This is a genomic window from Streptococcus sp. 1643, assembly GCF_006228325.1.
Taxonomy (GTDB): Bacteria; Bacillota; Bacilli; order Lactobacillales; family Streptococcaceae; genus Streptococcus.
Map to the genome: position 1 here is coordinate 769,646 of NZ_CP040231.1, position 15,025 is coordinate 784,670.

Annotated in this window: 11 protein-coding genes; 9 read left to right on the top strand and 2 right to left on the bottom strand. The window is 40.6% G+C overall.

Annotated elements, in window-relative coordinates; translation table 11 throughout:
* Positions 1-22: 22 nt before the first annotated feature.
* Entirely contained in the window at positions 23-493 is a 471-nt protein-coding gene (locus FD735_RS04150) for an arginine repressor (protein WP_049477502.1), read from the bottom strand.
* Between the two features lie 521 nt (positions 494-1,014).
* Positions 1,015-3,297 (bottom strand): Xaa-Pro dipeptidyl-peptidase, encoded by a 2,283-nt coding sequence (locus tag FD735_RS04155; RefSeq protein ID WP_139658559.1) that lies wholly within the window; start codon positions 3,295-3,297, stop codon positions 1,015-1,017.
* Between the two features lie 430 nt (positions 3,298-3,727).
* On the opposite strand from FD735_RS04155, the gene FD735_RS04160 reads away from it, so the two are divergent.
* From FD735_RS04160 to sdbB, 9 genes are all read left to right on the top strand, one after another.
* Positions 3,728-6,829 carry a DNA polymerase III subunit alpha gene (locus FD735_RS04160; protein WP_139658560.1) on the top strand — a complete coding sequence of 1,034 codons (3,102 nt, stop codon included), beginning with the start codon at positions 3,728-3,730 and terminating at the stop codon, positions 6,827-6,829.
* 80 nt (positions 6,830-6,909) lie between these two features.
* Positions 6,910-7,917, top strand: a complete 1,008-nt coding sequence (gene pfkA / locus FD735_RS04165) for a 6-phosphofructokinase (RefSeq protein WP_139658561.1) — start codon at positions 6,910-6,912, stop codon at positions 7,915-7,917.
* A gap of 66 nt (positions 7,918-7,983) precedes the next feature.
* On the top strand, positions 7,984-9,489 hold the full coding sequence (pyk, locus tag FD735_RS04170; RefSeq protein WP_139658562.1) for a pyruvate kinase: 1,506 nt from the start codon (positions 7,984-7,986) through the stop codon (positions 9,487-9,489).
* Between the two features lie 160 nt (positions 9,490-9,649).
* The gene (locus tag FD735_RS04175) at positions 9,650-10,909 is read left to right on the top strand and encodes a UDP-N-acetylglucosamine 1-carboxyvinyltransferase (protein WP_001227109.1); all 1,260 of its coding nucleotides are present in this window, start codon (positions 9,650-9,652) and stop codon (positions 10,907-10,909) included.
* A gap of 15 nt (positions 10,910-10,924) precedes the next feature.
* Complete coding sequence (locus FD735_RS04180) at positions 10,925-11,476, top strand: GNAT family N-acetyltransferase (protein ID WP_049479009.1); 552 nt, start codon at positions 10,925-10,927, stop codon at positions 11,474-11,476.
* Positions 11,469-12,746: a CBS-HotDog domain-containing transcription factor SpxR gene (gene spxR, locus FD735_RS04185; protein WP_049479010.1), complete on the top strand. Its 1,278-nt coding sequence runs from the start codon at positions 11,469-11,471 to the stop codon at positions 12,744-12,746. Before FD735_RS04180 ends, spxR begins: the two co-directional genes overlap by 8 nt.
* Positions 12,747-12,761: 15 nt before the next feature.
* Positions 12,762-13,622 (top strand): methionyl aminopeptidase, encoded by an 861-nt coding sequence (locus tag FD735_RS04190; RefSeq protein ID WP_139658563.1) that lies wholly within the window; start codon positions 12,762-12,764, stop codon positions 13,620-13,622.
* A 127-nt stretch (positions 13,623-13,749) separates the two neighbouring features.
* Complete coding sequence (gene ccdA2, locus FD735_RS04195; protein ID WP_002875594.1) at positions 13,750-14,457, top strand: thiol-disulfide oxidoreductase-associated membrane protein CcdA2; 708 nt, start codon at positions 13,750-13,752, stop codon at positions 14,455-14,457.
* 12 nt (positions 14,458-14,469) lie between these two features.
* Entirely contained in the window at positions 14,470-15,015 is a 546-nt protein-coding gene (sdbB, locus tag FD735_RS04200; protein WP_000755591.1) for a thiol-disulfide oxidoreductase-associated lipoprotein SdbB, read from the top strand.
* Positions 15,016-15,025: the final 10 nt, after the last annotated feature.

A 15,025-nucleotide genomic window follows, 5' to 3' on the forward strand; every position in this document is an offset into this window, starting at 1 on the left:
TCTTTTAATCACGGGATTTGTTTTATTCACTAAAGAAAAATGGTGGCGCATATTTTTTAAGACTCTCAAAACAAGCCTGCGCTTTTGTAGCATCTTCACAGATAATCATGCAGACATCGTCTCCACAAAGAGTTGCAACGACATCTGGAAAGGCCAAGGAATCAATTACAGATCCAAATGATTGGGCTAAACCGGGTAAAGTTTTCAAAATAACTTGGTGTTGCACCGGACGCAACATAACAAGAGCATCTTCCATATAGTTTTCAAGACGTTTTTCCCATTTGGAGATAGACCCTGTATTTAGCACATAGTAAGAATTATCCTCTTCGCGCACTTTTGAAAGGTTCATGGTTTTGATATCGCGTGATAGAGTAGCCTGAGTCACTTGGATATCATTTTCCGCTAATAAGGCTTGTAATTCAGCTTGTGTATGGATTTTGTTTTTTGAAACGAGGGCGCGGATAAGTTGGTGTCTGTGTTCTGATTTGTTCATAAAGTAAGTACTCCTTTTACAAGGTACAGTAGCGTGGACTGAACGATAACGTCAGTCGGGTGGTAGGCGGTATTGTCACGTATGATGATTTCGCAGTCAGTAGGATAAAGAACTAGATGGAGAGATTCTCCTTCTTTTAACTTTGTCACTAGTTGCGTGCAGATAAACTGGGTAGCAATCCGTTCATCTACATTGATGTTCTTTAATGACAGTGAATCATTCAATTTGGGTAGCTTTTTGTCACGGCGTTTTGTGAATTCACTCTAAATGTTAATTCACAGAGATTTCCAACATGTGGTCTGGTAGCGTGTATGATAAATGGTTACACATGTTGGTTAGAGGGAGTATCTTTTGTCCAAGTTCTATCTAGGGGCTTCTATAATGCTTTTAGATGAACTGAATTTGATACAAAGTTTATGTTTGATTCGACTGTTCAAGTAGAAAACTTTGGTTATAGGAAGTTCAATGGTCTATTTCATTGACTTTTCCTTTGAATACTTCCATATTGAAAGTCTGGTAGATTATACCTTTTGACAAGGTAGGATAAGACTAGACTGTGCTAAATCAACAGTCAACTGATAGTCTGTATTATCTCGAATTGTAATCTCAAAGTCTGTTGTATAGAGAACCAAACGGAGAGTATCTCCTTCTTTAAGTTTGTAGATAGTTGGTTGAAGCTCTAGCTTGAAGTCCATCCATTCATTTGGTTGGATTTCTTCAATCGTCAAGAGATTGGTTCGATTTTGAAGATTTAGGTAGCCTTTGGTGATGACACGTTGGTCACTTGGGTTGAATGGTAGTTCACAGAGATTTTCTAACATGTGGTAACGACCATTATCAATGGTTCTAGCACTTAAAACAGCTGGATAAGGCTGCAGATATTTCTTTTGTCCAAGTTCTAGCAGTTGGGCGGATAATAAGCCCTTGTTCGTACTCGATTTGACACGAAGTTTCAGCGCCACTCGCCCATTTAAGTGAAGGTCTTGACTTACTGGAAGGTCAATGGTGATCTGATTGGCTTTACCTTGGTAAAGTTCGGTGTTGAAGGTCTGGTAAGTTTTTCCATAACGCTCAAAATCTTCTAGTTCATAGTGGTTTTGAATCACTTTTTCCTCATTACCAAGAGAAAAGGTATGCAGTTCATCCTGTTTGCCAAAGTCATCAAGACTCTGCCATGTTTGCGGTTCGGAGTTGTCCTGCCAGATAATAGTCGGAAGTTGATAACCTGAGTCAAGTCCTAACAATTTCTTACTCAACAAGGCATTCATGGACTCGCGGAAGTCGATCGACTGCCAGTTGTTCATATAGACATGGGCACCATGATGGAAAAAGAGGTGCTTATTGATATGGCTAGGAAGGGCATGAAACATCTGGTAAACATGAAGAGGTTTGACGTTCCAATCCTGGGAACCATGCGTAAAGACGACCTCAGCTTGAACCTTGTGAGCATTGAGCAGATAGTTGCGGTCATGCCAAAACTGATTGTAGTCACCAGTCTTGCGATCGAGTTTCTCTTTAACCTTTTCTAAGTCTGCTTGATGAGCTTCATTGCCACGAATATAGTCACCGGCTTGGAGGTTGCGAGAGTAGGTCAATTCAGCAAGTGAGTCAAAATCCTCACCTGGATAGCCCCCTGGGCTGGTCACTAGACCATTTTCCCGATAGTAGTTGTACCAAGAGGAAATACCTGCTTCAGCGATGATGACTTCTAAGCCATCAACACCAGTGGTGGCGAGACCATTGGACATGGTACCTAGATAGGAAATACCTGTTGTTGCGACTTTCCCGTTTGACCAGTCAGCTTTGACTTGGCGTTTGCGCGTGTGGTCCGTGAAAGCACGGCAACGACCATTGAGCCAGTCAATGACATTTTTATAGGCCTCAATCTGCTGGTAGTCACCATTGGTCATGAGCCCTTGGGAATCCCTGGTACCAACACCCGATACATAGAGATTGGCAAATCCACGTGGGAGGAAGTAGTCATTTAGAGTATATGAGCTATTGATATGAGATAGCTTTTCTTCAGCTTCTGAGACGACTTCTGCTTGAGCATGAGGTTCAACTAAATTCAGCTTAGGTTCCTCAAGTTCAATGGTGTGGGGCAGTTTGACCTCAAGCTCCCCTTCCATTTTGTAGAGAGCCTTGTCACTGGCTTTGTCGTTGGTCCCTTGGTGATAAGGGCTGGCAGTCATAAGAGCAGGTACTTGACCATCATAACGCGGGCGAATAATGCTGACCTTGACTAAGTCAGGGAGACCGTCGTTATCAGTATCCACACGACTCTCGACATACACGACTTCACGAATGACATCATGAGTAGTGAATGTTGCCAAGCTCTTACTGTTAAAGTAGTGGTAGTGATTATCTTCTGAAATGAGTCCATCACTAACAAGCTGATCGATGAGCGTATTTCCTTTTTTCGTTCTCGTATTGAGTAACTGATAAAGATTTTCAATGAGATCTCCATAAACAATAGGAAAACCAGTTTCTTTACGAAACTGTTCAGCATTCTCAAAGTCAACAAGATAGCTAAATCCTAAAAGTTGAAAAACTACTGTGTAGAAAATCTCCGCAGTTAACTCACGGTCTGACTGGAAAAAAGTTACTAAATCTGTTTCTTTATCCGCAGCCAAAGTCGATAAGGCATAATCCGTGTTAGAATAAGTGAAAAAACTCCAACGAATGAAGTCTTCAAACTGTCTTTTTAAGGACAGTTGGGGTGACAGCTTTAGACCAAGATCTTCTAATTCTTCAAATCGTTGAGAACTAGTGGTTGGTTGGTAGCTGAATTGATTAAAACGCATGTTTCTCTCCTTTGAAAACAGACTGGATTTATTATATCAAAAAAGAGGGAAAAATGGAATAAATAAACTTAAATGAAATAAATTTCTTAAACCAGCATATCTATTTGGTAAGTTATTATAAAATACTGAATAAATACCATAGAAGTAAGCCTTTTTCTAGAGATTTTTATATGTAAAACTGCATATAACTCCTATCTTTATTATACTTCGTTTGGTATAAATATATCTAAATTTACATTTAAAACTATTATATAATATTAATTTTTTATTTCCTTCCTTCCTTCCTTCCTTCCTTTGAAAAATAAAGAATTTACAACTAAGAAGAGAAGAAGTTTGTAACTGATGATATTGAAAAGAAAGTGCAGAGTTACTTCAATATCCAACTTAAAATGGTATAATAGTAGTAAAACGAAAGCAAGGAGGAGAAGAAATGATTGCACAGCTCGACACCAAGACTGTTTATAGTTTTATGGAAAGTGTGGTTTCGATTGAAAAATATGTACAAATGGCTAAAGAATACGGCTATTCTCACCTTGCTATCATGGATGTGGATAATCTCTATGGAGCCTATCATTTTCTAGAAGCAACTCGTAAGCATGGCATTCAACCTTTAATTGGTTTAGAAATGACCTTGGTCAAAGATGAGGAGAATCTCTCTCTACGTTTTCTAGCCCTATCCACTAAAGGTTATCAAGAGTTGATGAAGTTATCCACTTTAAAAATGACTGGACGGAAAAATTGGTCTGACTTCACCTCCCACCTCGAAGATGTTGCTATTATTGTTCCCTATTTTAATGGGGTCGAACAGCTGGATTTGGAGCATGATTATTTTATCGGTGTCAGTCCAGATACTCCTCAAGAAGTCTTTACTAGGCCCATTCTTCCACTCTATCAAGTCAATTCTTTTGAAAAAGAAGATATTCAAGTTTTACAAATCTTGTCAGCAGTCAAGGACAATGTCAGTCTGAGAGAAGTGGATGTACATTCACAACAAGGGATTTTTTTACCTGCCTCAGACTTGGAAGCACGGTTTAAAAATCGCTTCCCTCAGGCGCTTGCCAATCTCCAAGGTCTGATAGAGAATGTAAGCTATCAAATCGACCCAAGTTTAAAACTTCCCCGCTTTAATCCTGAAAGACCAGCGGTCGAAGAACTTAGAGAGAGAGCTGAGCAAGGCTTGAGTGACAAGGAGTTAACCTCAGCTATTTATCATGAGCGACTGAATGAGGAATTGGCTGTGATTCATGATATGGGCTTTGACGATTATTTCCTTGTAGTTTGGGATTTGCTCCGTTTTGGACGTTCCCAAGGATATTATATGGGAATGGGGCGTGGTTCTGCGGTTGGTAGTCTGGTGGCTTACTCACTGGATATTACAGGAATTGATCCGGTTGAAAAGAACTTGATTTTCGAACGCTTTTTAAATCGTGAGCGATACACCATGCCTGATATTGATATCGACATCCCTGATCTTTATAGGCCGGAGTTCATTCGCTATGTTCGTGATCGGTATGGTAGTCAACATGTGGCACAGATTGTTACCTATTCGACTTTTGGAGCAAAACAGGCAATTCGTGATGTTTTCAAACGTTATGGTGTCCCTGAGTACGAATTAACCAATATTACGAAAAAAATCAGTTTTCGAGATACGCTAACGACAGCCTATGAAAAGAATTTACAGTTTAGGCAGGTCATCAATAGCAAAATGGAATATCAAAAAGCTTTTGAGATTGCTCGAAAGATTGAAGGGTATCCTCGACAGACTTCTATCCATGCAGCTGGGGTCGTTATGAGTGACCAAGACCTGACGGACTATATCCCACTCAAATACGGTGAGGATATGCTGATCACCCAGTATGATGCTCATGGTGTTGAAGCTAATGGCCTTTTAAAAATGGATTTCCTCGGTTTACGTAACCTGACTTTCGTACAAAAAATGCAGGAATTACTAGCCGAGTCAGAAGGTATTCATTTGAAAATCGAAGAAATTGATCTAGAAGATAAAGAAACCTTGGCCCTCTTTGCAGCTGGAAATACGAAAGGGATTTTCCAATTTGAACAACCTGGCGCCATTCGACTCTTAAAACGAGTTCAGCCACAAGTCTTTGAAGAGGTAGTAGCAACGACCTCGCTCAACAGACCGGGAGCTAGTGATTATATTGATAATTTTGTCGCTCGTAAGCACGGTAAAGAAAAGGTGACGGTGTTAGACCCTGCCTTGGAGGACATTCTGTCATCAACCTATGGCATTATGCTCTATCAAGAGCAAGTCATGCAGGTTGCTCAGCGCTTTGGAGGCTTTAGCCTTGGTAAAGCCGATATTCTCAGACGTGCCATGGGTAAGAAAAATGCCAAAGAGATGCATTTGATGAAGGAAGATTTTATCACAGGAGCTATGAAATTGGGGCATACAGAAGAAAAGGCCAACCAAGTTTTTGCAGTGATGGAAAAGTTTGCGAGTTATGGATTTAACAGATCCCACGCCTACGCCTACTCAGCCCTGGCTTTCCAGCTAGCTTATTTCAAGACACATTATCCTGCTATTTTCTTTCAAGTAATGTTGAATTATTCTAGCAGTGATTACATTGTAGATGCATTGCAGATGGGATTTGAAGTTGCTCCTTTAGCCATCAACAGCATTCCCTATCATGATAAAATCACCCAGAAGACAATCTATCTTGGTTTGAAAGCCATTAAAGGCATGCCAAGAGATTTGTCTTACTGGATTATTGAAAATCGTCCCTACTCAAGCACTGAAGATTTTGTCACACGTCTTCCTAAGAATTACAAGAAACTATCGCTTTTGTCTCCTTTGATTGAACTTGGGCTCTTTGATGACTTTGACAAGAACCGCCAGAAAATCCTAGTCAACCTACCAAACCTATTTGTTTTTGTTGAGGAGTTGGGTGGACTCTTTGCGGATACAAATTATAGTTGGACTGAAGCTGATGATTTTACGGAAGCAGAGAAATTTTACAAAGAGCAGGAACTGATTGGGGTAGGTATCAGTCCCCATCCTCTCCAAACTCTTGCCAAACAAGCCCTATATCCGACCACGCAAATCACTAATCTAACCGAGGGAGCTCAAGCCACTCTCCTAGTTGAAATTCAAAAGATTAAAGTGATTCGAACCAAGAAAGGCGAGAGTATGGCCTTTCTACAGGTTCATGATAGTAAGTCTCGGATGGATGTAACTGTATTTTCAGACCAATATAGAAAATTTGCTTCCATTTTATCCGAAGGGAAATTTTACTACATCAATGGCAAAGTTCAATCTCGAGATGGTCGTCTGCAAATGATTGCACAAGATTTGAAAGAAGCAGTAGCTGAACGATTCTGGATTCAAGTTAAAAATCACGATAATGATAAAGAAATTTCAACTATCCTAGAACAACATAAAGGCTCTATTCCTGTAATTATCAGGTATGTTGAGGAAGAGAAAACAATTGTTTCCTCCCAACATTTTGTAAAAAAAGATCCCCTTTTACAGGAAAAATTAGAGGGAATTGTTATGAAAACGATTTATCGCTAAAAATACAGAAAATAGAAGAATTTTCCAATTAAATGTGGTATAATCAGTAAGAATGTTAAAAGAAAAAGGAGCATAACCAAATGAAACGTATTGCTGTTTTGACCAGTGGTGGAGACGCCCCTGGTATGAATGCTGCCATCCGTGCGGTAGTTCGTCAAGCAATCTCAGAAGGAATGGAAGTATTTGGTATCTACGATGGATACGCAGGTATGGTTGCCGGTGAAATCTATCCACTTGATGCTGCTTCAGTAGGAGACATCATTTCACGTGGTGGTACTTTCCTTCACTCTGCTCGTTACCCTGAGTTTGCACAACTCGAAGGTCAACTTAAAGGGATCGAGCAATTGAAAAAACATGGTATCGAAGGAGTCGTAGTTATCGGTGGAGACGGTTCTTATCATGGAGCTATGCGCTTGACTGAGCATGGATTCCCTGCTATCGGGCTTCCAGGTACAATCGATAACGATATCGTAGGTACTGACTTTACAATCGGATTTGACACGGCAGTAACTACTGCTATGGATGCAATCGATAAGATTCGTGATACATCATCAAGTCACCGTCGTACTTTCGTCGTTGAAGTAATGGGACGTAACGCAGGTGATATCGCTCTTTGGGCTGGTATCGCAACTGGAGCTGATGAAATCATCATCCCTGAAGAAGGCTTCAAAATGGAAGACATCGTAGCAAGCATCAAAGCTGGATATGAACACGGTAAAAAGCATAATATCATCGTCTTAGCTGAAGGTGTCATGTCAGCAGCTGAGTTTGGTCAAAAGTTGAAAGAAGCAGGAGACACAAGTGATCTTCGTGTCACAGAACTCGGTCATATCCAACGTGGTGGATCACCAACTGCTCGTGACCGTGTATTAGCGTCACGTATGGGAGCACACGCTGTTAAACTTCTTAAACAAGGAATCGGTGGTGTCGCTGTCGGTATTCGTAACGAGAAAATGGTTGAAAATCCAATTCTTGGAACAGCAGAAGAGGGAGCTTTGTTTAGCTTAACAGCTGATGGTAAGATTGTTGTAAACAACCCACATAAAGCTGATCTTGAACTCTCTAACTTGAACAAGAGCTTGTCCTAATCAACTTTAACTAATCTGGTAAAATGACCATTAAAGGTCAAATTATATAAAGGAGTCACAAAAATCATGAACAAACGTGTAAAAATCGTTGCAACCTTGGGTCCTGCGGTAGAAATCCGTGGTGGTAAAAAATTCGGTGATGACGGATACTGGGGAGAAAAGCTGGATGTTGAAGCATCAGCTCAAAACATTGCTAAATTGATTGAAGCAGGAGCTAACACTTTCCGTTTCAACTTCTCACACGGTGACCACCAAGAACAAGGTGAACGTATGGCAACTGTTAAGCGTGCAGAAGAAATTGCCGGTCAAAAAGTTGGTTTCCTTCTTGATACAAAAGGTCCTGAAATCCGTACTGAATTGTTCGAAGGCGACGCAAAAGAGTATTCATACACAACAGGTGAAAAAATCCGTGTTGCAACCAAACAAGGTATCAAATCAACTCGTGATGTGATTGCTTTGAACGTTGCTGGTGCCCTTGATATCTACGATGATGTTGAAGTTGGTCACCAAGTATTGGTTGATGATGGTAAACTAGGTCTTCGTGTTTTCGCTAAAGACGATGCTGCTCGTGAATTTGAAGTAGTAGTTGAAAATGACGGCATTATTGCTAAGCAAAAAGGTGTAAACATCCCTAACACCAAGATTCCTTTCCCAGCTCTTGCTGAACGTGATAACGATGATATCCGTTTTGGTCTGGAGCAAGGTATCAACTTCATCGCGATCTCATTCGTACGTACTGCAAAAGATGTTCAAGAAGTTCGTGCAATCTGTGAAGAAACTGGTAACGGTCACGTTCAATTGTTCGCTAAAATCGAAAACCAACAAGGTATCGATAACTTGGATGAAATCATTGAAGCTGCTGATGGTATCATGATCGCTCGTGGTGACATGGGTATCGAAGTACCATTCGAAATGGTTCCAGTTTACCAAAAAATGATCATCACTAAAGTGAACGCAGCAGGTAAAGTTGTTATCACAGCAACAAACATGCTTGAAACAATGACTGAAAAACCACGTGCAACTCGTTCAGAAGTATCAGACGTATTCAACGCTGTTATCGACGGAACTGACGCAACAATGCTTTCAGGTGAGTCTGCAAACGGTAAATACCCACTTGAATCAGTAACAACAATGGCTACGATTGACAAGAATGCACAAACTCTTCTTAATGAATACGGTCGTTTGTCATCAGTTAACTTGGCGCGTAATTCTAAGACTGAAGTTATGGCATCAGCTGTTAAAGATGCAACTAACTCAATGAATATCAAGTTGGTAGTTACCCTTACTAAAACTGGTCACACAGCTCGCTTGATTTCTAAATACCGTCCAAATGCTGATATCTTGGCTATCACTTTTGACGAATTGACTCAACGCGGTCTTATGCTGAACTGGGGTGTCATTCCAGTAACAACTGAACGTCCTTCAAATACTGACGATATGTTTGATCTTGCTGAAAAGATCGCAGTTGAACAAGGCTTGGTTGAATCTGGTGATGATATCGTTATCGTTGCTGGTGTGCCACTTGGTGAAGCTGTCCGTACAAACACAATGCGTATCCGTACAGTACGTTAATCTAACATTAAAACCTATCATTTCAGGCTGAAAAGCTTGAGTGATAGGTCTTTTTTTATCAAAATGAGATGGTATTTAGTAAATAGGAATGGGAAAAAACTGAAAATTATGGTATAATAGAATGAAAAGACCTTTTTAGTAAATTTTGAAAGAGTAAAACATGAGAAAAATTGTCATCAATGGTGGACGTCCATTGCAAGGTGAGATCACCATTAGTGGTGCTAAAAATAGTGTCGTAGCGCTTATTCCTGCTATTATCTTATCAGATGATATTGTCACTTTAGATTGTGTTCCAGATATTTCAGACGTTGCTAGTCTTGTCGAAATCATGGAGATTATGGGGGCGACTGTTAAGCGTTATGAGGATGTCTTGGAGATTGATCCAAGAGGGGTTCAAAACATTCCTATGCCTTATGGCAAGATTAATAGCTTGCGTGCTTCTTATTATTTTTACGGAAGTCTTTTAGGGCGCTTTGGTGAAGCTACGGTAGGACTTCCTGGTGGATGTGATTTGGGTCCTCGTCCGATTGACCTTCACTTAAAAGCCTTTGAAGCTATGGGGGCTAAGGTGAGCTACGAGGGAGATAATATGAATTTATCTGCCCAAGGCAAGGGGCTTCACGGAGCAAGTATTTACATGGACACTGTTAGCGTTGGTGCAACGATTAACACCATGATTGCCGCGGTTAAAGCAAAGGGACGTACTGTCATTGAAAATGCGGCCCGTGAACCAGAAATCATCGATGTGGCTACCCTCTTGAATAACATGGGAGCACACATTCGTGGTGCAGGGACTGATATTATCATTATTGATGGTGTTGAGAAACTTCATGGAACGCGTCACCAGGTTATTCCAGACCGTATCGAAGCAGGAACCTATATTTCACTTGCTGCAGCAGTAGGAAAAGGAATTCGTATTAACAACGTTCTCTATGAACACTTAGAAGGCTTTATCGCTAAACTAGAGGAAATGGGGGTTCGTATGACGGTCTCAGAAGACAGTATCTTCGTTGAAGAACAGTCCGATTTGAAGGCTATCAATATTAAAACCGCTCCTTATCCTGGTTTTGCAACTGATTTGCAACAGCCTATCACGCCACTTTTACTAACTGCGCAAGGTCGTGGAACCATTATTGATACGATTTATGAGAAACGTGTCAATCATGTCTTTGAGTTAGCAAAAATGGATGCGGATATTACGACTACAAATGATCACATTATCTACAACGGTGGTCGTAAGTTACACGGGGCAAGTGTAAAAGCTACAGACTTGCGAGCTGGTGCAGCACTTGTCATCGCTGGTTTGATGGCTCAAGGCCAGACTGAAATTACGAATATTGAGTTTATCCTTCGTGGCTACTCAGATATTATTGAAAAATTGCGTAGCCTTGGAGCAGATATTACACTCGTTGAAGACTAAGCCGTTGAGGTGATTATGAATATTTGGACCAAATTAGCAATGTTTTCTTTTTTTGAAACGGAGCGCTTGTATTTGCGTCCTTTCTTTTTTAGTGACAGTCAAGCGTTTTTCGACATTGCTTCAAACCCTGAGAATTTGCAGTTTATTTTTCCTAGTCAAGCAAGTTTGGAAGAAAGTCAGTACGCACTTGCTAACTATTTTATGAAGAATCCTCTAGGAGTTTGGGCAATTTGTTTCCAAGGGAATCAAGAAATGATTGGCTCCATTAAATTTGAAAAGATCGATGAAATCAAAAAAGAAGCAGAAATTGGTTATTTCTTGAAAAAAGATTCTTGGTCACAAGGTTATATGACAGAAGTGGTTACCAAGCTATGTCAGCTTTCATTTGAAGAATTTGGTTTAAAACAATTATCCATCATCACTCATTTGGAGAATCAAGCTAGTCAAAAAGTAGCCTTAAAATCAGGCTTTAGCCTCGTACGACAGTTTAAGGGGAGCGATCGCTATACACGAAAAATGAGGGACTATCTTGAATTTCGATACATAAAAGGAGAATTCAATGAGTAAACACCAGGAAATTTTGTCCTATCTGGAAGAGTTGCCAATTGGGAAGAGAGTTAGCGTTCGCAGTATTTCCAATCACCTAGGTGTTAGTGACGGAACAGCCTACCGAGCTATCAAAGAAGCTGAAAATCGTGGAATTGTTGAAACTCGGCCACGTAGTGGAACTATACGGGTCAAGTCCCAGAAAGTGGCTATTGAGAGGCTAACCTATGCTGAAATTGCTGAAGTCACCTCCTCTGAAGTTTTAGCTGGTCAGGAAGGGTTGGAGAGAGAGTTTAGCAAATTCTCCATTGGAGCTATGACAGAGCAAAATATCCTGTCTTATCTCCATGATGGTGGTCTGTTGATCGTAGGAGACCGCACTCGCATTCAACTTTTAGCGCTGGAAAATGAAAATGCAGTCCTTGTGACTGGAGGTTTCCATGTCCAAGATGATGTATTGACTCTAGCCAATAAAAAAGGTATCCCAGTTCTGAGAAGTAAGCATGATACTTTTACAGTCGCAACCATGATTAACAAAGCTCTCTCAAATGTTCAAATCAAAACAGACATTTTAACAGTCGAAAAGCTCTATCGTCCGAGTCATGAGTATGGCTTTTTGAGAGAGACGGATACAGTCAAAGACTATCTAGACTTGGTCCGTAAGAACAGAAGTAGCCGTTTCCCAGTTATTAACCAACACCAAGTGGTTGTTGGGGTTGTTACCATGCGTGATGCGGGAGATAAGTCACCCAGCACAACGATTGACAAGGTGATGACGCGGAGCATCTTCGTAACAGCCTTAGCGACTAATATTGCCAATGTCAGTCAACGAATGATTGCAGAAGATTTTGAGATGGTTCCCGTTGTCAGAAGTAACCAAACCTTGCTCGGTGTCGTAACACGACGAGATGTCATGGAAAAGATGAGCCGTTCCCAAGTTTCTGCTTTGCCGACCTTCTCAGAGCAAATCGGGCAAAAACTCTCTTATCATCATGATGAAGTCGTTATTACTGTTGAGCCCTTCATGCTGGAGAAAAATGGTGTCCTTGCTAATGGAGTCTTGGCTGAAATCCTCAACCATATGACCCAAGACCTCGTTGTCAATAGCGGACGTAATCTCATCATTGAACAGATGTTGATTTATTTCTTGCAGGCTGTACAGATAGATGATACTCTGCGGATTCAGGCTCGGATTATTCACCACACGAGACGTTCAGCTATTATTGATTATGATATTTATCATGGTCATCAGATTGTTTCAAAAGCAAATGTTACGGTTAAAATTAATTAGAATCTAGGAGAAAAAATGATAACTTTAAAATCAGTACGTGAAATCGAAGCCATGGACAAGGCTGGTGATTTCCTAGCAAGTATCCATATCGGCTTACGTGATTTGATTAAGCCAGGCATGGATATGTGGGAAGTTGAAGAGTACGTTCGTCGACGTTGTAAAGAGGAAAATTTCCTTCCTTTACAGATAGGTGTGGATGGTGCTGTTATGGATTACCCCTATGCCACTTGTTGCTCTCTCAATGACGAAGTAGCTCACGCTTTTCCACGTCATTACATCTTGAAAGATGGCGATTTGCTCAAGGTTGATATGGTACTGGGAGGTCCGATTGCCAAATCCGACCTTAATGTATCTAAACTCAACTTCAACAATGTTGAGCAAATGAAAAAATACACCCAAAGTTATACTGGTGGTTTAGCAGACTCATGTTGGGCTTATGTGGTTGGTACACCGTCTGAAGAAGTGAAAAACCTGATGGACGTAACCAAGGAAGCTATGTATGTAGGAATTGAGCAAGCAGTTGTCGGCAATCGTATCGGTGATATTGGTGCAGCCATTCAAGAATACGCTGAAAGTCGCGGTTACGGTGTCGTTCGTGATTTGGTTGGTCATGGTGTTGGTCCAACTATGCACGAAGAGCCAATGGTTCCTAACTACGGTATTGCAGGCCGTGGACTCCGTCTCCGTGAAGGAATGGTACTAACCATTGAACCCATGATTAATACTGGTGACTGGGAAATTGATACGGATATGAAGACTGGCTGGGCTCATAAAACCATCGATGGCGGCCTGTCTTGCCAATATGAACACCAGTTTGTGATTACCAAAGACGGTCCTGTTATCTTGACTAGTCAAGGTGAAGAAGGAACGTATTAAAATGAAAGGAGCTTAGCTCCTTTTTTTGTGTCAACTTTAGTCAAAACAAATAAGCGTAGCAGACTTCTTACAAATTTATTCTTTTGTAGTAAAATAGGATTAGAATTTTGAGAAAGTAGGTAATTCGTTGGAGTCGATTATATTTCTAGTATCCGTTTTTTTAGCAGGTATCCTGTCCTTCTTTTCACCCTGCATCTTTCCTTTGCTACCTGTCTATGCTGGTATTTTACTGGATGATCAGGGAAATTCGAAAAGCTTTCGCTTTTTTGGAAGAGACGTTGCATGGTCTGGTTTAATTCGAACCTTGTGCTTTATTGCTGGAATTTCCCTCATTTTCTTTATTTTAGGATTTGGAGCTGGATTCCTAGGGCACATGCTCTATGCAGACTGGTTTCGTTATGCTATGGGAATAGTCATTATTCTTTTAGGGCTTCACCAGATGGAAATCTTGCATTTCAATAAACTGGAAGTTCAAAAGACAGTAACCTTTAAACAATCAAAGTCGAATCACTATCTGTCAGCCTTTTTACTTGGGATAACCTTTAGTTTTGGTTGGACCCCTTGTATCGGACCAGTCTTAAGTTCAGTCTTGGCCCTAGCAGCTTCCGGTGGCAATGGTGCTTGGCAAGGAGCCGTGTTAACATTAGTATACACATTGGGAATGGCCCTTCCTTTCATTGTTTTGGCCTTGGCTTCGGGCTGGATTATGCCCTATTTTAGTAAATTAAAACCCCATATGATTCTACTAAAGAAAATCGGGGGAGCTTTGATTATTTTGATGGGATTGTTATTAATGCTAGGGCAGTTAAATGCCTTGTCAGGAATTCTTGGATAAAAGGAGAAAAAAATGAAAAAAGTTATTTTTGCTGGATTGAGCCTCATGTCTCTATTCTTGTTGATTGCTTGTGGTGAAAAAGAAACCAAACAGACAAGCAGTCCAAAACAACCAGCTGTACAACAAATCGCAGTCGGTAAGGATGCACCAGACTTTACCTTGCAGTCTATGGATGGCAAAGAAGTGAAGTTATCAGACTATAAAGGGAAAAAGGTCTATTTGAAATTCTGGGCTTCTTGGTGTGGACCATGTAAAAAAAGCATGCCTGAGTTGATGGAACTAGCTGCAAAACAAGATCGAGACTTTGAAATCTTGAGTGTCATTGCACCTGGTTTACAAGGTGAAAAAACAGTTCAAGACTTTCCAAAATGGTACCAAGAACAAGGCTACAAGGATATTCCAGTTCTATATGATACGCAAGCAACTACCTTCCAAGCCTACCAAATTCGTAGTATTCCAACGGAATACTTGATTGACAGTCAAGGTAAAATCGGAAAAATCCAATTTGGTGCTATTAGCAACGCTGATGCAGAAGCAGCATTTAAAGAAATGAAATAAAGAAAAAATC